The following is a 17,447-nucleotide window of genomic DNA, read 5'->3' on the forward strand; positions in this document are numbered from 1 at the left end:
GATGCCGCCCGCGCGTCGTCTGTCCGGCCGGGGTCGGATGACGGGGAGATTGCGGCGACATCCTGCATGCCTACCGTGCCGCAAGATCGAACGCGAGACCGTATCGGTGGTTGTCACGCTACGGAGCGCGATATCACCTGGTAGCGCTTGGTATCCACGAATCCGGCGAATCAGCCCGCGTGCACCGCGTCCGTCGCCTTTCGGGCAGCGATCAACACCGGGTCCCACACCGGTGCGAAAGGCGGCGCGTAGCTGAGATCGAGAGCCGTCATCTCCTCGACCGTCATCCTGTTCCACACCGCCAGCGCCAGCGCGTCGATCCGCTTGGCCGCCTCGGACCGGCCGACGATCTGGGCGCCGAGCAGCAGCCCGGTGCGCCGCTCGGCGATCAGCTTCACGGTCATCGACGACGCGCCCGGGTAGTAGCCGGCCCGGCTCGTCGACTCCACCGTGGCCGTCACGAACTCGTACCCGGCCTGGTCCGCCTCGTGTGACGTCAGGCCGGTGCGGGCCACCTCGAGGTCGCACACCTTCGTCACCGCCGTGCCGATCACGCCCGGGAACGTCGCGTAGCCGCCGCCGATGTTGATGCCGGCCACCCGGCCCTGCTTGTTGGCGTGGGTGCCGAGCGGCACGTGGACCGGGCGCCCGGTGATCAGGTGGCGGGTCTCGACGCAGTCGCCGGCGGCCCAGATGTCCTCGTGACCCTCGACCCGCATGCGCAGATCGGTGCGCAGGCCCCCGGTCGCGCCCACGGGCAGGCCCGCGCTGCGGGCGATGGCGGTGTTCGGGCGTACACCCAATCCCATGACCACGATGTCGGCCGGCAGCGAGCCGCCGGGGGTGACGACCGCGGTGACCCGGCCGCCCTCGGTCTCGAGACCTTCGACGTGGGCGTTGGTGACGATGTCGATGCCGAGGCCGCGGATGGCGTCCTGGACCATCTGGCCGATCTCGGGGTCGGCCGTCTTGGCCATGGGCTGCGGAGATTTCTCGAGCAGCGTCACGTCGAGGCCACGCTGGATCATCGCCTCGGCCATCTCGACGCCGATGTAGCCTCCGCCGATCACGACCGCCCGGCGTGGCTTGACCTCACCGTCCAGCCACGCGTGGATCGCGTCGCCGTCCTCCAGCGTCTGCACACCGAAGACGCCGGCCTCCCGCACGCGCGCCCACTCCGGCACGACCGGGGACGCGCCGGCGGCGTACACCAAATGGTCGAAGCTCTCCCGGACCTCACCGGACGCGGAATGCGCCACCACCTGCCGGCGATCGAGGTCGATCGCGACCGCGTCGTGCTGGAGGCGGACGTCGATGCCGTTCTTGCGGTGCGCCTCGGGGGTACGGGCGATGAGCGCGTCCCGCTCGTCGACCGCGCCGCCGATCCAGTACGGGATGCCGCAGGCCGAGTACGACGTGAAGCGCCCCCGTTCGAACACCACGATCTCGAGGTCGCCGGCTCCGAGGCGCTTGCGGGCCTGCGACGCGGCCGACATGCCGGCCGCGTCCCCGCCGATCACGACGAGCTTCATCGGCCCAGCCTACTGACCTCCGAGGTCTCCCCGCGTGGCCTTGGCCATCTGATCCACCACATCGGCGACCGTGCCCTTCTGGGCCAGGACGGCCCGCTGCCGGGCGGCGCCGGTGCCCTGCGAGCGCAGCCGTCCGAGAAGGACGGTCGCGCGCTCCAGGTCGCCGTGGCGTTCGAGCTCGGGGCGCACGTAGTCGAAGAGCTGGCGCATCAGCCGCCACGCGGGCCGCGGCTCGCGGGTGGCCATGTCGATGTTGACGCCCTCGAGCCCGTCGTGCGCGGCCCGCCAGTGCGCCGCCACCAGCAGCGTGTCCGGCACCACCGGGGCCGGCCGGCCGTCGCGCACCTCGTTCAGCAGCGTGGCCACCAGGGCGCGGGCGAGCGCGGCGAGCAGCACCGCGTCGTCGGCGGTGGGCATCACGTCGCCCATCCGGATCTCGATGGTCGGATAGGTGGCCGAGAGCCGGGCATACCAGTAGAGCATCCCCTCGTCGAGCATGGCGCCGCTCGCCTCGAGGTCGGAGATGAGCGTCAGATAGTGCTCGTACGACTCCAGGTAGGGCGCCGGTCCTACGGTGGGCCAGCGCTCCCACATCATGTAGCGCCAGCTCGCGTAGCCGGTGTCGCGTCCTTTGAACAGCGGCGAGTTCACCGTCGCGGCCTGGAAGATCGGCAGCCACGGCCGCAGGTGGTTGAGGACCTGCACGCCGGTCTCGTCGTCGGGGATGCTGACGTGCACGTGGGTGCCGCACATGCCGGCGCCGGGGGAGAGGTCGCCGAAGCGTTCCTGCATCCGGTGATATCGCGGGTTGTCGACGACCCGGATGTGCGGACCGGCCACCGGTCCGGTGCCCATGGCCAGCAGCCGGGAGCCGGCCCGTTCGGCGGCGGCGGCGACGCCGGCCCGCAGGCGGCTCAACGCCTCGGTGAGGGCGCCGAGCTCGAGTTGCGGCGGGCTCGCCACCTCGATCTGACTGCGCATGTATTCGTGCTGCACCGAGGGGCGGATGTCGGCCGGCAGCTGCTCGAAGACCTCTTCGACCGTCTCCACGGCGCGCGGCTCGACCGCGTCGATCAGGAGGTATTCCTCCTCGACGCCGAGCGTGTGCAGATCGTGGGCCTCGGCCAGCTCGGCCAGTTCGGGATCGATCGTCGTGCCGCCCGTGTCCATGGCCGCGAAATACCCGATCTTTCCGCCCCGGAAACGGTATCAACGGGCAATCGATGGCAGTCCATATTGACAGCACATTCGTAACAAGCGTGAATCCGCTGAGAGCGCTCTCACACCCCTGCATGGAAGGCGCATCCCATGAGACTCCGTGTTGTGGCAGCGGGCGCCGCGGCGGCACTCGCCGTGGCCACGTCCGCGATCTTCGCGGTCACCGCCGAGGCGGCCGTGCCCGCCGCCCCGTCCGGCATGACCACCGTGTTCAGCGACGACTTCAACGGCGCCGCCGGCACCGGGCTCAACCGCTCCAACTGGCTCTACGCGACCGGCACCGGCTATCCGGGCGGGGCCGCCAACTGGGGCACCGGCGAGGTCGAGACGATGACCGACTCGACGGCCAACGTCTATCAGGACGGCAGCGGCAACCTGGTGATCAAGCCGTTGCGCGATTCGTCCGGCCGCTGGACCTCGGGCCGGGTCGAGACGCAGCGCACCGACTTCGCGGCGCCGGCCGGCGGCAAGGTGCGCATCGAGGCGCGGCTGCAGCAGCCGAACGTCAGCGGGGCCGCCGCGGCCGGATACTGGCCGGCGTTCTGGGCGCTCGGCGGGGCCGCCCGCCCGGTCGGCGCGACCAACTGGCCGGGCATCGGCGAGTGGGACATCATGGAGAACATCAATAGCCGTGAGTCCGTCTTCGCGGCCCTGCACTGCGGCACCAACCCGGGCGGCCCGTGCAACGAGACGACCGGCATCACCAGCGGCGAGCGCGCCTGCAGCGGGTGCAAGACCGGCTTCCACACGTACGCCATCGAGTACGACCGGACGACGGCCAACGAGCAGCTGCGCTGGTATCTCGACGGCAACAATTACTTCACCTTCAGCAAGTCGCAGCTCGACGCGACCACCTGGAACAACGCGACCCAGCACGGCTTCTTCGTGATCCTGAACGTGGCCATGGGCGGCGGTTTCCCGGCCGCGTTCGGCGGTGGGCCCACCTCGTCGACCCAGCCCGGCGTGCCGATGATCGTCGACTACGTCGCGGTCTACCAGTCGTCCGGCGGCACGACCCCGCCGACCACGCCGCCGGCCACCACCCCGCCGCCGTCGGGAACCCGTGACGCCTTCTCCCGCATCGAGGCCGAGTCGTACAACGCGGCGTCGGGCGTGCAGGTCGAGACCTGCTCGGAGGGCGGCCAGGACGTCGGCTACATCGCCAACGGCGACTGGCTCCAGTTCAACAATGTCAACTTCTCCTCGGGCGGGGTGCGCGACTTCGTCGCCCGGGTGGCTTCCGGCGCCGGCTCGGGGGTCAGCGGTCTGGTGGAGGTACGCCTCGACAGCCGCTCGAACGCGCCCATCGGCAGCTTCGCGCTCGGCAGCACGGGCGGCTGGCAGACGTGGCAGTCGATCCCCGGCAACGTCTCCGGCGTGACCGGCACCCACACCGTCTACGTGACCTTCACGAGCGGGCAGCCGGCCGACTTCGTCAATCTCAACTGGCTCCAGTTCCGCAAGTAGTTCATCGAGAAATTTAAGGATATTTAAGGGCCCCTCCCTCTGGACTGAACTGTTAACAGTCCTTAATGATTGACACACATGAAGGAGGGAGGGCCATGAAGCGCTCCAGATCTGTCACCTTGGCCACCGTCGCCGCGCTGCTCGCGGGCGGCGCCGCCACGTACTTCTCGGGTTCCGCGTCGGCCGCCGCGGCCTGCGCGCCGGCGTGGAGCTCGGCCGCCGTCTACGTCGGCGGCAACACGGCCTCGCAGAACGGCCACAACTACAGCGCCAAGTGGTGGACGCAGAACGAGTCGCCCGCCACGCACAGCGGCCAATGGGACGTCTGGGCCGACAACGGCGTCTGCGGTGGTACGACACCACCCACCACCCCGCCCACGACACCACCGACCACCCCGCCGGTGACGACACCCCCGCCCACCACCCCGCCGCCCACGACTCCGCCGCCGAGCAACGGCACCCTCCCGGCGCACTTCCTCACCGGGTACTGGCAGAACTTCGACAACGGCGCGGCGCCCCTGAAACTCGCCGCGGTCCCCACGACGTACGACCTGATCGCCGTGGCCTTCGCCGACGCCACCTCGACGGCGGGCGCGGTCTCCTTCACGCTCGACCCGGGCCTGGCCAGCGCCGTCGGCGGTTACACGGACGCCCAGTTCAAGGCCGACATCGCCACCCTGCACGCCCGCGGCAAGAAGGTCATCATCTCGGTCGGCGGCGAGAAGGGCACGGTCAGCGTGGCCAGCGCCGCCGCGGCCACCAACTTCGCCAACTCCGTCTACTCGCTGATGACGGCCTACGGCTTCGACGGCGTCGACATCGACCTCGAGAACGGGCTCAACGCCACCTACATGGCCCAGGCGCTGCGCAGCCTGCGGGCCAAGGCCGGCAGCAACCTGATCATCACGATGGCGCCGCAGACCATCGACATGCAGAGCACCGGCTCGTCGTACTTCGCGCTGGCGCTGTCCATCAAGGACATCCTCACGGTCGTCCACACGCAGTTCTACAACTCCGGCTCGATGCTCGGGTGTGACAACAACGCCGCCTACAGCCAGGGCACGGTGAACTTCCTGACCGCGCTGGCCTGTATTCAGACCCAGAACGGGCTGCGGCCCGACCAGGTCGCGCTCGGCCTGCCGTCGAGCACCCGCGCGGCCGGCGGCGGCTACGTCGCCCCCTCGGTGGTCAACGCCGCCCTCGACTGCCTGGCCCGCGGCACCAACTGCGGCAGCTTCAAGCCGCCGGCGACCTATCCGGGCATCCGCGGCGCGATGACCTGGTCGATCAACTGGGACGTCACCAACGGCAACGGCTTCGCCAACACCGTCAAGCCCCACCTCGCCACACTCCCCTGATCCGTCCCCCAGGAGCACCCCCATGAAGAAACTCCTGATCATCGGCACCGTGGCCCTGGCCGCCACGGCCGCCGCGATCCTGCCCATGGCATCCTCGAACGCCGCCGTGGCCTGCGCCCCGGCCTGGTCCTCGTCGGCCGTCTACGTCGGCGGCAACACGGCCTCGCAGAACGGCCACAACTACAGCGCCAAGTGGTGGACGCAGAACGAATCCCCCGCCACCCACAGCGGCCAGTGGGACGTCTGGGCCGACCAGGGCGTCTGCGGCGGCACCACGCCTCCGACCACCCCGCCGACGACACCACCCACGACCCCGCCCACCACCCAGCCGCCGTCGACCGGCACCAAGATGGCCGCGGCGCCCTACATCTACCCCGGCTGGGGCAACCCGCCCGCACCGGCCACCGTGGTCAACGCGACCGGCGTCAAGGCCTTCACCATGGCCTTCGTGCTCGCCAGCAACGGCTGCAACCCGGCCTGGGACGGCGAGAGCGGCCTGACCGGCGGCGTGCACGCCAGCACCATCGCGGCGATCCGCGCGGCCGGGGCCGACGTGGTCCCGTCGATCGGCGGGTGGAGTGGCAACAAGCTCGGCCCGAACTGCTCGACCCCCGAGGCGCTGGCCGGCGCGTACCAGAAGGTGATCGACGCCTTCCAGCTCAAGTCGATCGACATCGACATCGAGAACACCGACGAGTTCGAGAACACGGTCGTGCAGGACCGCGTCCTCAACGCCCTGAAGATCGTCAAGCAGAAGAACCCGTCGGTGAAGACGATCCTCACCTTCGGCACCACGACGACCGGCCCGAACTACTACGGCACCCGGCTCGTGCAGCAGGCCAAGGCGCTCGGCGCGAACATCGACATCTTCACACAGATGCCGTTCGACTTCGGCGCCAGTGACATCTACACGGCCACGATCAACACGTCCGAGGGCCTGAAGAACCTGCTGAAGACGACGTTCGGCTACACCGACGCCCAGGCCTACTCGCACATGGGCATCTCCGGCATGAACGGCCTGTCCGACCAGCAGGAGCTGACCACCGTCGAGACGTGGACGCGGATCCGCGACTACGCCCGCGACAAGGGGCTGGCCCGCTTCACCTTCTGGGCGGTCAACCGCGACCGCGGCTGCGCCGGCGGCGGCGTGGTCTCCGACTGCTCCGGCATCGCCCAGGCCGACTGGGCCTTCACCAAGATCAGCGCGGGCTTCTAGCCTCCTCTGACGCGCGGTCGCTCCGACGGGCGGCCGCGCGTCGCCTTTTCCTGATCTTCTTCGTCACCCAGCTGGCGACCATGAAGATGATCAGCGCCCAGATCACGTAGTCGAAGTAATGGGCGTACTGCTCCAGGTCTTGATATTGCGACCCGAGCAGATAGCCGCCGCCGATGAAGATGCTGTTCCAGACGCCGCTGCCGATCGCGGTGAACAGGGTGAACATGCCCAGGTGCATCTTGTTGGCGCCGGCCGGGATGGAGACCAGGCTGCGCACGACCGGGGCGCAGCGGCCGAAGAGCACGGCCGCCTTCTCGTGTTTCTCGAACCAGCGGTCGGCCGTGTTCAGATCGTCGGCGTCGACCAGCGGGATCTTGTCGAGCCAGCGGCGCAGCCGCTCCTCGCCGAGCGCGTAGCCCAGCCAGTAAAGGGCGAGCGCGCCGATCACCGACCCGGCCGTGGCCGCGAACAGCACCAGGGCGAAGTTGACCCGGCCCTCACTGGCCAGATAGCCCGCCAGTGACAGCACGATCTCGCTCGGGATCGGTGGAATGAGATTTTCCAGGGCCACCAACAGGCCCACACCGAGCTCACCGAGTGAATCGATGACAGAGGTCACCCACGCTGTCAGTCCGCCGCCGCCCATCCGATGGTTGTACCCAACGAACCTGCGTCGAACCTGAGTGCTGTTTGCCCGGCCGTGACGCCGGTGAAGTAGAGGGACATGACCGACCGGTGGTACCAGAAAGCCGTCATCTACTGCCTCGACATCGACACCTTCGCCGACTCGGACGGCGACGGCTGCGGCGACATCCGCGGTCTGATCGGCCGCCTCGACTATCTGGCCCGGCTCGGGGTGACCTGCCTCTGGCTCAACCCGATCCACCCGTCGCCCGACCAGGACGACGGCTACGACGTGTCCGACTTCTACAACGTCGACCCACGGTTCGGTAACCTGGGCGACTTCGCCGAGCTGCTGCACCAGGCGGGCAACCTCGGCATCAAGGTGATCATCGACCTGGTCGTCAACCACACCTCGGACAAGCACCCGTGGTTCCAATCGGCCCGGAAGTCGCCGGACTCGCCGTACCGAAATTGGTATGTCTGGTCCGAGACCGAGCCCGCCGACCGCAAGCAGGGCATGGTCTTCCCGGGCGAGCAGGACGAGACCTGGACGTACGACCGGACGGCCAAGTCCTGGTACTACCACCGGTTCTACAAGTTCCAGCCGGACCTCAACATCAACAATCCCGAGGTCCGCGAGGAGATCAAGAAGATCTGCGCGTTCTGGCTCCAGCTCGGCGTCGCCGGGTTCCGGATGGACGCGGTGCCGTTCATCATCGAGGAGACCCAGCCCGGCAACCCGAACTCGCCCAAGGACATGGAGTTCATCACCGAGCTGCGGCAGTTCGTGCAGTGGCGCAAGGGTGACGCGGTGCTGCTGGCCGAGGCCAACGTGGAGCCCGACCAGCTGCGGCACTACTTCGGCGACACCGGCGGCTCGGCCAACCGCATCCACATGCTGTTCGACTTCATGCTCAACACCAAGCTCATGCTGGCGCTGGCCCGGCAGAACCCGGAGCCGGTGATCGAGGCGCTGCGCGAGGCGCCGAAGCTGCCCGAGGGCGGGCAGTGGGCCACCTTCCTGCGCAACCACGACGAGGTCGACCTGTCCCGGCTCACCGCCGAGCAGCGTCAGCAGGTCTTCGCCGAGTTCGGCCCGGACGAGAACATGCAGTTGTACGGCCGCGGCATCCGGCGCCGGCTGGCACCCATGCTCGGCAACGACCGGCGGCGCGTCGAGCTGGCCTACGCGCTCCAGTTCAGCCTGCGCGGCACCCCGGTCGTCCGCTACGGCGAGGAGATCGGCATGGGCGAGGACCTGTCGCTGGAGGGGCGCAACTCCATCCGTACGCCCATGCAGTGGTCCTCCCTGCCGAACGGCGGCTTCTCCACGGCGGACGAGACCGTCCGGCCGGTGATCGACGGCGGTGAGTTCGGCTATCAGGCTGTCAACGTCAGCCTCCAGCGCCACGACCCGGCGTCGTTGCTCGCGTGGTTCGAGCGCATGATCCGTACGCTCCGGGAGGCGCCTGAGGTCGGTTCCGGCACCTGTACGCACGTCGACCTGCCGGAAGCGGGATCGATCCTCGTGCACCGGGCCGACGCCGACACTGGCACGATGGTCTTCGTGCACAATCTCGGGCCGTCCGACGGCGTGCTCGACCTGAGCTCGCTCTACGCCGAGGCCGAGTTCCCGACCGACGTGCTGGCCGACCAGGAGTACCCCGACCTCGGCAAATTTGACGCGGTTCCGGTGGCCGGACACGGCTACCGCTGGATCAGGCTCCGTCGCCATGCGTAAAGTGCACTCCGAGTGCAAATAGAGGAGGCCGTATGTCGCAGTCCGCTCCCACCCGTACCGCCATCGTCACCGGCGCCGCCCGCGGCATCGGCGAGGCGACCGCCCGCCGGCTCGCCGCCGACGGCCTGGCCGTCGCCGTCGTCGACCTCGACGAGGGCGCCTGCGCCAACACGGTGACCGCCATCCACGACGCCGGCGGCACCGCCCTCGCCGTCGGCGCCGACGTCTCCGACCCGGCCCAGGTCACCGCGGCCGTCGAAAAGGTGGTGGCCGAGCTCGGCCCGCCCACCATCCTGGTCAACAACGCCGGTGTGCTCCGCGACAACCTGCTGTTCAAGATGACCGACGACGACTGGGAGACCGTCATGGCGGTCCACCTGCGCGGCGCCTTCCTGTTCAGCCGGGCCGTGCAGAAGCACATGGTCGACGCCGGCTGGGGCCGTGTCGTCAGCCTTTCCAGCACCTCCGCCCTCGGCAACCGCGGCCAGGCCAACTACGCGGCGGCCAAGGCCGGGCTCCAGGGCTTCACCAAGACCCTCGCGATCGAGCTGGGCCGGTTCGGCATCACCGCCAACGCGGTTGCGCCGGGCTTCATCGTCACCGACATGACCGCCGCCACCGCGGCCCGCGTCGGCGTCGATTTCGACCAGTTCGAGAAGGCCGCGGTGGCGCAGATTCCCGTTGGCCGGGCTGGTCGTCCCGAAGACGTCGCGAACACCGTATCCTTCCTCGTCAGTGAGGGTGCCGGGTTCGTCTCGGGCCAGGTCATCTACGTCGCCGGGGGCCCGCGCGCGTAGATCATTGCTGAGAGGCGTTACAAAGGAACTATGAATCGACGCATGGCTTCCCGCAGCGTCTCGCTGACGAGCACCTTCCTGCTTCTGGCGGCGGGCGGCGCGGCGGCGTGCGACAACGACGACGATTACCAGGACGCGGGGTTCTACTGCGCCGACGCGAACGGCGTCGTCGTCGACGAGGACAACTGCGACGACGACGACAACCGTTCGTACGGCGGCAGCGCGCTCCCGTTCTTCATCTGGTACTCGTCCGGTTACCGTTCCGGCTACCCGGTCGGCTACCGGCTGCCCGCGGGCGGCAACAAGTTCGCGTACAACGACAAGGCGGCCCGGCAGTCGTTCGGACTGCCGGCCACCGGCAAGATCGGCAACGGCACGGTCAAGACCAGCGTGGTCGGCAAGGGCGGCGCGGCCAGGGGCTCCTCGTCCAGCAAGTCGGGCGGCTGAGCGTGCGACGGGTTCCCTACGGGCCGGTCCGCGAGGGCTGGCAGCTCACCAACTTCAGCCTCGGCCTGACGTACAACGACACCGAGCTGCCGGACGGGACGATGATCTCGTACTGGCAGGAGGGCCCGTTCTACGACTTCACGGCGGCCGAGATCGAAGAGCTCGAGACGGCCACCACCACCCTGCACGCGATGTGCCTCGAGGCCGGCGACTGGATCGTGCGCCAGTGCCCGCGGCACACCGTGCAGGGCCGCAAGGACGGCTACTTCACCTCGGTCTGCAACCCCGAGACGTGCTTCATGGCCAAGATCGGTGTGCCCGAGTTCGCCCATGAGCAGGTCATCCGCACCTGGTTCGACGGCGACGCCGAGACGTGGACGCACTACGACAAAGACCCCGACATGCGCCTGCCGATGGAGACGCCGGACTACTCGCCGAGCGTCTACGGACGGTTCGACCTCTGGTACAACGGGGCCGGCAGCACGCCCAAGCTGCTCGAGTTCAACGCGCAGACGCCGACCGCGCTGGTCGAGAGCGCCGTCATCCAGTGGCACTGGATGGACCAGACCGGCGTCACCCAGCACGAGTGGCGCCAGTGGAACTCGATCCACGACCGCCTCGTCGGCTGGCCCGCCAGCCCGGGGGAGCCGGGCGACCCCGGCGCCTGGCGCCGCAACATCGACAAGCTCCGCGAGGCCCGCACGTGGCTGCCGGAGAAGCCGAAGATCTTCTTCGCCTACGAGACGTCCGAGACCTCCGGCGAGGACCGGATGAACGTCGCCTATCTGATGGCGACGGCCGAGGAGGCCGGATATCCGGTCGAGCTGATCGCGATGAGCCAGATCGGCTGGGACGTGGCCGGCGACCGGGTGGTCTTCGTGCCCAAGCCGGGCCAGGAGCACAAGGCCGAGCCGATCGACATCGTCTTCATGCTCTATCCGTGGGAGTGGTTCTGGACCGAGGAGGGCGGCAAGGCCTTCTTCCGCAACATGGCCGACCCGACCAAGCACGGCACGGTCTGGATCGAACCGCCGTACACGGCCGCCCTGCTCGGCAACAAGGCGATCCTGCCGGTGCTGTGGAAGCTGTTCGGCGACGATCCGGAGCGTTCGAAATACCTGCTTCCGGCCTACTTCGCCGACTCCTCCAAGGCCAAGACGCTGACCAGCTACGCCAAGAAACCCGTGTGGGGCCGGGAGGGCGGGTCGGTCACGCTCGTCCGGGACGGGGCCACGATCAGCGAAAACCCTTCGGAGTACGGCGTGGACGGCCGTTACGTGGTGCAGCAGCTGTGCGAGTTGCCGTCGTTCGAGAGCCTTGAAGGCACGGTCCACCCCGTGATCGGCTCCTGGCTGATCGACGGGGAGCCGGCCGGCATGGGCATTCGCGAAGGGCTCGGCGACGACGGCCTGGTCACGAAGGATCGCTGCTACTTCGTGCCGCACACCATCGAGTCGTCCCTCTAGGGGCGGTGGCGCCAGATCCACCAGAGGCCGATGAACGGCAGCACCAGCGGGACGTAGCCGTAGCCGCTGCCGAAGTTCGACCAGACGGTGTCGTCCGGGAAGTCACCGGCGTCGGCGATGCTCAGGGTGCCGACCGCGAGCACGCCGATCAGCTCGATGCTGCAGCTGACCAGTGCGATCAGTCGGCCCGGGGCGCCGCCGACGGCCAGGCCCACGGTGGCCGAGATGTAGACCAGGCCGGCGAACGCGGACAGCAGATAGGCCAGCGGGGCCTCGCTGAAGTGGGTGGAGATCTGGACCAGCGCGCGGGCGCTGGCCGAGAGCGCGAAGATGCCGTACACCAGAAGAAGCACCCGGCCGAGGCCGGTGCCCAGGGCGGCGTCCTTGGGGCGCGTGGGGGTCTCAGGAGACACTGGTGGTCACCTCCGCGATCTGCTGCAGGCGCAGCACGAGAACAGGCAGCACCAGACAGGCGACGCCGAGGATGAGACTGCCCCACCGCGTCGGCTCGAGCCGGGCCAGATAGAACGCGACCGGCCCGAAGGCGACAGTGGTGATCAGGTAGCCCAGGAAGGTGGGCGTGTCGCTCGGGCGTGAGCCGTCGAACAGGCCGATCACGGCCACCACGACCAGCACGGCGACCAGCGCGCTGAGCGCGAGCGTGGCCCAGAGGTCGACGTTGCTGGGCGGGCGGTTCAGCGCCGCGCGCAGCAGGAACCACGCCGCCAGGACAAGAGCGGCGATGATCGTCGCCACCGACAGGGGACCGTTCACCGGCACAGACTACTGATCGAAGGACGCCTGGTAGCTTGCGGCTGGACCATGAGAGAGGCAGGCGACTTCCGATGCGCTTCGGACTTTTCGGTACGGGACCTTGGGCACACCTGGCGCACGCGCCGGCGCTCGCCGCACACCCCGATGTCGACTTCGTGGGGGTGTGGGGGCGCAATCCCGACAAGGCGGCCTCACTCGCCGCTTCGCACGGCGCGAAGGCGTACGCCGAAATGGACGACCTGATCGCCGACGTCGACGCGGTGGCCATCGCCCTGCCGCCGGACGTGCAGGCGCCCCTGGCGCTGCGCGCCGCCCAGGCCGGCAAGCATCTGGTGCTCGACAAGCCGGTCGCTTTCACGGTGGCCGAGTCTGCTTCCATCGTCGCCGCCGTGGAGGAGAACAACCTCGCCTCGTTGGTCTTCTTCACCCGCCGGCTGATGCCGGAGATCGAGCGGTTCGTGGCCGACGCGGTCGCCACCGGCGGCTGGGTCGAGGGCCGGATCGTCCACCTCGGCCGCATCTTCACGCCGGACAACCCGTTCGGCGCGTCGCCGTGGCGTCAGGAGAGCGGCGGCCTGTGGGACGTCGGCCCGCACGCGCTGGCGCTGGCCGTCGGCGTGCTCGGCCCGGTCACCGAGGTGGCCGCGATGACCGGCGACCCCGACATGACCCACCTGATGGCCCGCCACGCGGGCGGGGCGATCAGCACGCTGACGCTGTCGCTGGACGCGCCCGAGGCGGCCGAGCGCGAGGAGGCGGTCTTCTCCGGCCAGGCCGGGGTACGCACGGTGCCGTCGGCCCCGTGGTCGCCGGTCGACGCCCTGAAGCACGGCATCGACCAGCTCATCGCCGCCGCCGGGGGCGGACCGGCGGTCGAGCTCGACGTCCGCTTCGGCGCCCAGGTGACCGCCGTCCTGGCCGCGGCGCGGGAGGCGGTCACCACCGGTCGTACGGTCGCTATCGACAGCGCCAGATGATCGGCTGGGTGGGCGTGCTGGTGTCGCCCGGCGCGCCCTCCACTTTTCCGGCGATGACCGAGGCGTCGTCGCTGACGGTGCTGGCGAAGTACCTGTCCCGGCCCGGCCGGCCTCCTGAGGGAAGCGGCAGGTCCAGGACGGCGCGGCCCACGAGGACCCGCGGATCCGGGTCGCCGAGCGGATAGCGGTCGCCCAGTTGCGGACCCATCCACTGGTCGCTGAGCCTCTGCCACGTGCCCGTCTCGGGGTGATAGCGCAGCGTGCTGTACGACAGGGCGCCCCGTGAGCCGTAGATCCAGCCGTTGCGGAAGACCATCGGCGTGAACGCGGTGCCCAACGGTGGCGAGGCGTCCACCCGCGGCGCCGCCGACCGCGTGCCGTCACCCTCGGGCGGCGCCGTGAGATAGCGGCCGGTGCCGTCGGGCGACCAGAGATAGCCGAAGTTGGCGATCGCGCCGATGACGCTGCCGTCCTCGGCGATGCCGGTGACCGTCACCAGGTCGGGTATCGCCCCCGCCGGAACGGGCAGCGTCACGGGATCGGCGCCGGCCGAGGGCCATCGCACCGGCCGTTGGTCCGGGCCGGTAGCGCCGAGCATCCCGGCCACGGCTCCGGCGTCGTTGATCGCCGCGGCCCGGCCCGCGCCACCGGCGAGCTTGTGGAAAGCGCCGTCCCGGTAGACGTACGGCGTCGTCATCTTCGCGTTCCCGGCGACCGCGCCCGAGCTGTTCACGCCGCTCACGGAGAACGACACCCCCGGCGCCGGGACATCGGCCACCAGGACGCCGTCCCGCCAGACCAGCAAGGAGTTCTTCGCGTCGGGCCGGCGTCCCGACGCGTCTCTGCCTCCGGGCACCGAGGCGTCGGTCGGCGGCTCCGTCGCGGCGGCCAGCCAGGTGCCGGACGGCTCACCGGCGGGCTGTTCGGCGCTGTGGTGCTCACCGATCGGCAGCTGGCCGACAGCGCACGCGGCGGGCAGCGGCGGGTCGGGGGGCAGCACCGGCCGGGGCGGCCGCTGGGTGGCCAGCACGCCGCCGGCCGACGCCGTGGCCACGGCCGCCACGACGGCGGATCCGCCGGCCCACCAGCGGCGGCTCCGCCTCCGGCGGCCGTCCCGCATGGCCTTCACCACGGAGATCTTCGAGGGCCCGGGCTGATCGTCGGCCAGCGGCCGCAGCAGCAGATGGGCGCTGTAGTCCTCTTCCCTCATCGGGCACCTCCCACGCGGTCACCGAGGATTCGGCGCAGGGCGGTCAGCCCGTGCGACGTCTGGCTCTTGACCGTGCCCTCGGAGCAGTCGAGGATCCGGGCCACGTCGGCGACCGACTGGTCACACAGGAAACGCAGCACCAGCACGGCCTGCTGGCGGGGCGGCACGCGGCGGAGCGCCGCGCGCAGCACGGTCCGCTCCTCGGTGGTCGCGCCCGGCGCGGGCGGCGGTTCGGGTGGCGCTCCGCGCAGGCTGACCCGCCACCAGCCACGGCGCTTCTCGTCGAGGAAGGCTCGCACGAGCATGGTGTGCACGTAGTTGTCCACATGCTCCACCCGCGAGATGCGCGGCCATTTGGCGTACAGCTTGGTGATGGTCTCCTGGACCAGGTCATCGGCCTGGTCGCTGTCGCCGCTCAGCAGAAAGGCGATCCGCCGCAGAGCCGGTATCCGCCCATGGACGTACTCGAGATATCCCGCGTCCGATTCGTCATTCATCCCCGCTCCCTGTGTCCACCAGTAGACGGGGAAGGGCCCGATGAGGTTGTAGCGGGTTCGCACGGCGATGCCGGCGACCACGTGGTCGCCGGCATCGCCGTGGCGGGTCAGGGAACGGTGCGCTCGATGGCGGCGGCGCCGTCGCGCTCCAGCTCCTGACGGGCCCTCTCGATGTTCTCGGGCGTCGGGTCCTTGCCCTCGGCCTCGGCCAGGTCCTCCGGGTCCCACGGCTGGTCGGCGCCGGTGCGGATCACCGGCTCCTCGCCGGGGGCCAGGAATTCCGGAGTGTCGGAGTCCTTGCCGCCTCCGGTGATGAACGCGTCCACCGCCACGTCGTCCTCGACGGCGTCGGCGACCTCCTGCGTCTCCTCCAGCGGCTGGCGGATCTCGTCGGTCATGATGTCCTCCCCAGGGGTGCTCAATCGTGTTCTTACCCCGTTCCGCGACTCTCCGACCATGGGGCGGAAACGGACGATCATGCCGACGCCGGTCAAACTGAGCGCTAACTGGACAGGGCCTGCGCGTTACGGATGGACGCTTAGTAGTTGGCCGAATACATTTTCGCCTTGGCGCCCGTTAAAGGACCGCCGGCGGGGGCACTGCGCCGGTGGGTCCCGATCCGGCGGGCCCGGTAAGGGGGAACGCGACGTGACCAGCCTGTCCGATGCCGAGCGGGACGCGTGTGACGTGATGCAGGCCCTGGCCGGTCTTGCGGCCCTGCTGCGCCGGACGGCGGCGGACATACCCGGCCTCGACGCGGACGATCCCTCGTCCGACGACGCGCGCCGCCTGCTGCTCGCCCTGGCCGAGGACGGTGGCCAGGCCGCCTCCCGCGTGGTTGCCTACCTGCGCGAACAGCGCGGCGCGGGCGACGGCGAGCTGGTCTCGGTGCCGCCCCGGCTGGGTCCCTGGCGCGAGTGGACGCCGTCGCGGGGTCACCTGTTCGGGGTGGCCGCGGCGCCTCGCCGCGCCCCCAACGAGGTCCCGCAGCCCCGCCGCAGCGATCCCGGCGAGTAATTCGCGTCACGACCGGAGGGTCTCCGACGGGGACTCTCCGAACTTGCTGCGGTACGCCGAGGCAAAACGTCCCAGATGGGCGAATCCCCAGCGATGGGCGACGGCGGCGACCGTCACCCGTAAGGGGTCGGCCATCCGCAGCGCCTCGCGGGCGCGGCCCAGCCGGACCTGTTGCAGATAGGCCATCGGGGCCACGCCGACGTGGCGGCGGAATCCGTCCTGGAGCGAGCGCACGCTCATTCCGGCTATCCGGGCCAGATCGGTGACCGTGAACGGGCGCTCCGGCTCGCCCTGTATCGCCTCCACCACGCGCCGGATGGCGCGCGGCGGGCCCGCCGCGGCCGGGGAGGTCAGCTCCTGGTGATAGCGGTGCGGCACGCTCAGCAGCAGGCCGCTCAGCACGGCGCTGCGCAGCTGCTCGGCGATCATCGGCTGGTAGAACAGGCTCTGCGAGAACTCGAGCTCGTCGCGGAGCAGGCGCACCAGCCGGCTCCAGCTGTGACCGGGCCCGCTCGACAGGTCGATCTCCGGTGGCAGGTCGATCGGTCCCTCGATCGGGCGACCCAGCAGGCCGGCCAGCTCCTCCTCCAGGGCCTTGCGCTCGATCTTGACGGCCAGCTCGGCCGAGTGGGCCTCCCGCGAGGTGTAGACCGGGCTGCCGGGACCGAAAACCACACCCTTGGCCGGCGTGGCGACGATCTCGTGACCGGCGTGCCGCGCGTGCAGCCGTCCGCTGGTCGGCATGCTCACGTGATAGGCGTCGAGCTCGGCCACGAGCAGCGTCACGGCCGTGGCGAAGCTGAGCTGGCCGACGGTCAGGGGACCGAGTTGGATCAGCTCCATCCCCAGCGCGAAAGTTCCCGCGCCTTCGGGCATGCCGACTGCCACGGGGTAGTAGAACCGATTTAGCAACGTCCGTGCTTGATCGATGTCCACGCTGCTGAGATGGACGACGTCCGCCGCCCCGGATGACGCGTGGGCGGACCTCGGAAAGACCTCAGCCATGCCGAGATGAGCTCCATCGCATACGGTGAGTATTCGGCCCCGGTACGTGGAACGTCAACGTTCCCGCCACGCGCTGACCGTTCCAGCACATTCAGGCCATA

18 protein-coding genes are annotated in these 17,447 nt (G+C 69.7%); 9 read left to right on the forward strand and 9 right to left on the reverse strand.

The annotated features are described in order from the left end of the window. Positions 1 to 170 precede the first annotated feature (170 nt). Together ACFY36_RS23305 and ACFY36_RS23310 are read right to left on the reverse strand one after the other, a co-directional pair. The gene (locus tag ACFY36_RS23305) at positions 171 to 1,532 is read right to left on the reverse strand and encodes an FAD-dependent oxidoreductase (protein ID WP_499748050.1); all 1,362 of its coding nucleotides are present in this window, start codon (positions 1,530 to 1,532) and stop codon (positions 171 to 173) included. A 9-nt stretch (positions 1,533 to 1,541) separates the two neighbouring features. After that, positions 1,542 to 2,702 (reverse strand): carboxylate-amine ligase, encoded by a 1,161-nt coding sequence (locus ACFY36_RS23310; RefSeq protein ID WP_499748051.1) that lies wholly within the window; start codon positions 2,700 to 2,702, stop codon positions 1,542 to 1,544. A 138-nt stretch (positions 2,703 to 2,840) separates the two neighbouring features. On the opposite strand from ACFY36_RS23310, the gene ACFY36_RS23315 reads away from it, so the two are divergent. The 3 genes from ACFY36_RS23315 to ACFY36_RS23325 all read left to right on the forward strand — a co-directional run bounded on the left by ACFY36_RS23315 (position 2,841) and on the right by ACFY36_RS23325 (position 6,791). After that, complete coding sequence (locus ACFY36_RS23315) at positions 2,841 to 4,217, forward strand: carbohydrate-binding protein (RefSeq protein ID WP_499748052.1); 1,377 nt, start codon at positions 2,841 to 2,843, stop codon at positions 4,215 to 4,217. Between the two features lie 95 nt (positions 4,218 to 4,312). Continuing rightward, positions 4,313 to 5,575, forward strand: coding sequence for a chitinase (locus tag ACFY36_RS23320; RefSeq protein ID WP_499748053.1), 1,263 nt, complete (start codon positions 4,313 to 4,315; stop codon positions 5,573 to 5,575). A 22-nt stretch (positions 5,576 to 5,597) separates the two neighbouring features. After that, complete coding sequence (locus ACFY36_RS23325; RefSeq protein ID WP_499748054.1) at positions 5,598 to 6,791, forward strand: carbohydrate-binding protein; 1,194 nt, start codon at positions 5,598 to 5,600, stop codon at positions 6,789 to 6,791. Here ACFY36_RS23325 and ACFY36_RS23330 read toward each other — a convergent pair. Beyond that, positions 6,775 to 7,437 carry a DedA family protein gene (locus ACFY36_RS23330; RefSeq protein ID WP_499748055.1) on the reverse strand — a complete coding sequence of 221 codons (663 nt, stop codon included), beginning with the start codon at positions 7,435 to 7,437 and terminating at the stop codon, positions 6,775 to 6,777. The two genes, ACFY36_RS23325 and ACFY36_RS23330, sit on opposite strands and share 17 nt — an antisense overlap. Before the next feature lie 78 nt (positions 7,438 to 7,515). Here ACFY36_RS23330 and ACFY36_RS23335 point away from each other — a divergent pair, with 78 nt between their 5' ends. The 4 genes from ACFY36_RS23335 to ACFY36_RS23350 are packed head-to-tail and all read left to right on the forward strand — an operon-like array spanning position 7,516 to position 11,866. Further along, complete coding sequence (locus ACFY36_RS23335; protein ID WP_499748056.1) at positions 7,516 to 9,156, forward strand: alpha-amylase family protein; 1,641 nt, start codon at positions 7,516 to 7,518, stop codon at positions 9,154 to 9,156. Positions 9,157 to 9,188: 32 nt separating this feature from the next. Beyond that, entirely contained in the window at positions 9,189 to 9,953 is a 765-nt protein-coding gene (gene fabG, locus ACFY36_RS23340) for a 3-oxoacyl-ACP reductase FabG (protein ID WP_097318094.1), read from the forward strand. 42 nt (positions 9,954 to 9,995) lie between these two features. Then, a complete protein-coding gene (locus ACFY36_RS23345) occupies positions 9,996 to 10,400 on the forward strand; it encodes a hypothetical protein (RefSeq protein ID WP_499748057.1) in 405 nt (134 codons plus the stop codon). A 2-nt stretch (positions 10,401 to 10,402) separates the two neighbouring features. Beyond that, positions 10,403 to 11,866 (forward strand): glutathionylspermidine synthase family protein, encoded by a 1,464-nt coding sequence (locus tag ACFY36_RS23350; RefSeq protein ID WP_499748058.1) that lies wholly within the window; start codon positions 10,403 to 10,405, stop codon positions 11,864 to 11,866. Here ACFY36_RS23350 and ACFY36_RS23355 read toward each other — a convergent pair. Together ACFY36_RS23355 and ACFY36_RS23360 are read right to left on the reverse strand one after the other, a co-directional pair. Then, the gene (locus ACFY36_RS23355; RefSeq protein ID WP_499748059.1) at positions 11,863 to 12,279 is read right to left on the reverse strand and encodes a hypothetical protein; all 417 of its coding nucleotides are present in this window, start codon (positions 12,277 to 12,279) and stop codon (positions 11,863 to 11,865) included. The two genes, ACFY36_RS23350 and ACFY36_RS23355, sit on opposite strands and share 4 nt — an antisense overlap. Next, a complete protein-coding gene (locus ACFY36_RS23360) occupies positions 12,269 to 12,640 on the reverse strand; it encodes a hypothetical protein (RefSeq protein ID WP_499748060.1) in 372 nt (123 codons plus the stop codon). The genes ACFY36_RS23355 and ACFY36_RS23360 overlap by 11 nt, the downstream gene beginning before the upstream one ends. A 71-nt stretch (positions 12,641 to 12,711) precedes the next feature. Between ACFY36_RS23360 and ACFY36_RS23365 the strand changes: the two genes are divergently transcribed. Then, positions 12,712 to 13,617: a Gfo/Idh/MocA family protein gene (locus ACFY36_RS23365; RefSeq protein ID WP_499748061.1), complete on the forward strand. Its 906-nt coding sequence runs from the start codon at positions 12,712 to 12,714 to the stop codon at positions 13,615 to 13,617. Here ACFY36_RS23365 and ACFY36_RS23370 read toward each other — a convergent pair. From ACFY36_RS23370 to ACFY36_RS23380, 3 genes are all read right to left on the reverse strand, one after another. Continuing rightward, positions 13,598 to 14,827, reverse strand: a complete 1,230-nt coding sequence (locus ACFY36_RS23370; protein WP_499748062.1) for a hypothetical protein — start codon at positions 14,825 to 14,827, stop codon at positions 13,598 to 13,600. The genes ACFY36_RS23365 and ACFY36_RS23370 overlap by 20 nt on opposite strands. Then, positions 14,824 to 15,324 carry a SigE family RNA polymerase sigma factor gene (locus tag ACFY36_RS23375; protein WP_499748063.1) on the reverse strand — a complete coding sequence of 167 codons (501 nt, stop codon included), beginning with the start codon at positions 15,322 to 15,324 and terminating at the stop codon, positions 14,824 to 14,826. Before ACFY36_RS23375 ends, ACFY36_RS23370 begins: the two co-directional genes overlap by 4 nt. A 107-nt stretch (positions 15,325 to 15,431) precedes the next feature. Beyond that, on the reverse strand, positions 15,432 to 15,722 hold the full coding sequence (locus tag ACFY36_RS23380) for a hypothetical protein (protein ID WP_498692182.1): 291 nt from the start codon (positions 15,720 to 15,722) through the stop codon (positions 15,432 to 15,434). A 250-nt stretch (positions 15,723 to 15,972) separates the two neighbouring features. Here ACFY36_RS23380 and ACFY36_RS23385 point away from each other — a divergent pair, with 250 nt between their 5' ends. Continuing rightward, complete coding sequence (locus ACFY36_RS23385; protein ID WP_499748064.1) at positions 15,973 to 16,341, forward strand: hypothetical protein; 369 nt, start codon at positions 15,973 to 15,975, stop codon at positions 16,339 to 16,341. Positions 16,342 to 16,347: 6 nt separating this feature from the next. On the opposite strand, the gene ACFY36_RS23390 is transcribed toward ACFY36_RS23385, so the two are convergent. Then, a complete protein-coding gene (locus ACFY36_RS23390; protein ID WP_499748065.1) occupies positions 16,348 to 17,346 on the reverse strand; it encodes an AraC family transcriptional regulator in 999 nt (332 codons plus the stop codon). Between the last annotated feature and the right edge of the window lie 101 nt (positions 17,347 to 17,447).

Origin of the sequence: Actinoplanes sp. NPDC000266, from assembly GCF_042899005.1 — a bacterium.
In the GTDB taxonomy this organism is placed as follows: Bacteria; Actinomycetota; Actinomycetes; order Mycobacteriales; family Micromonosporaceae; genus Actinoplanes.

Bases quoted from the DNA above. Each gene is read 5' to 3' on its own strand.
- ACFY36_RS23305 (WP_499748050.1), bottom strand. From the start codon at position 1,532: ATGAAGCTCGTCGTGATCGGCGGGGACGCGGCCGGCATGTCGGCCGCG.
- ACFY36_RS23310 (WP_499748051.1), bottom strand. From the start codon at position 2,702: ATGGACACGGGCGGCACGACGATCGATCCCGAACTGGCCGAGCTGGCC.
- ACFY36_RS23315 (WP_499748052.1), top strand. From the start codon at position 2,841: ATGAGACTCCGTGTTGTGGCAGCGGGCGCCGCGGCGGCACTCGCCGTG.
- ACFY36_RS23320 (WP_499748053.1), top strand. From the start codon at position 4,313: ATGAAGCGCTCCAGATCTGTCACCTTGGCCACCGTCGCCGCGCTGCTC.
- ACFY36_RS23325 (WP_499748054.1), top strand. From the start codon at position 5,598: ATGAAGAAACTCCTGATCATCGGCACCGTGGCCCTGGCCGCCACGGCC.
- ACFY36_RS23330 (WP_499748055.1), bottom strand. From the start codon at position 7,437: ATGGGCGGCGGCGGACTGACAGCGTGGGTGACCTCTGTCATCGATTCA.
- ACFY36_RS23335 (WP_499748056.1), top strand. From the start codon at position 7,516: ATGACCGACCGGTGGTACCAGAAAGCCGTCATCTACTGCCTCGACATC.
- fabG (WP_097318094.1), top strand. From the start codon at position 9,189: ATGTCGCAGTCCGCTCCCACCCGTACCGCCATCGTCACCGGCGCCGCC.
- ACFY36_RS23345 (WP_499748057.1), top strand. From the start codon at position 9,996: ATGGCTTCCCGCAGCGTCTCGCTGACGAGCACCTTCCTGCTTCTGGCG.
- ACFY36_RS23365 (WP_499748061.1), top strand. From the start codon at position 12,712: ATGCGCTTCGGACTTTTCGGTACGGGACCTTGGGCACACCTGGCGCAC.
- ACFY36_RS23370 (WP_499748062.1), bottom strand. From the start codon at position 14,827: ATGAGGGAAGAGGACTACAGCGCCCATCTGCTGCTGCGGCCGCTGGCC.
- ACFY36_RS23375 (WP_499748063.1), bottom strand. From the start codon at position 15,324: ATGAATGACGAATCGGACGCGGGATATCTCGAGTACGTCCATGGGCGG.
- ACFY36_RS23380 (WP_498692182.1), bottom strand. From the start codon at position 15,722: ATGACCGACGAGATCCGCCAGCCGCTGGAGGAGACGCAGGAGGTCGCC.
- ACFY36_RS23390 (WP_499748065.1), bottom strand. From the start codon at position 17,346: ATGGCTGAGGTCTTTCCGAGGTCCGCCCACGCGTCATCCGGGGCGGCG.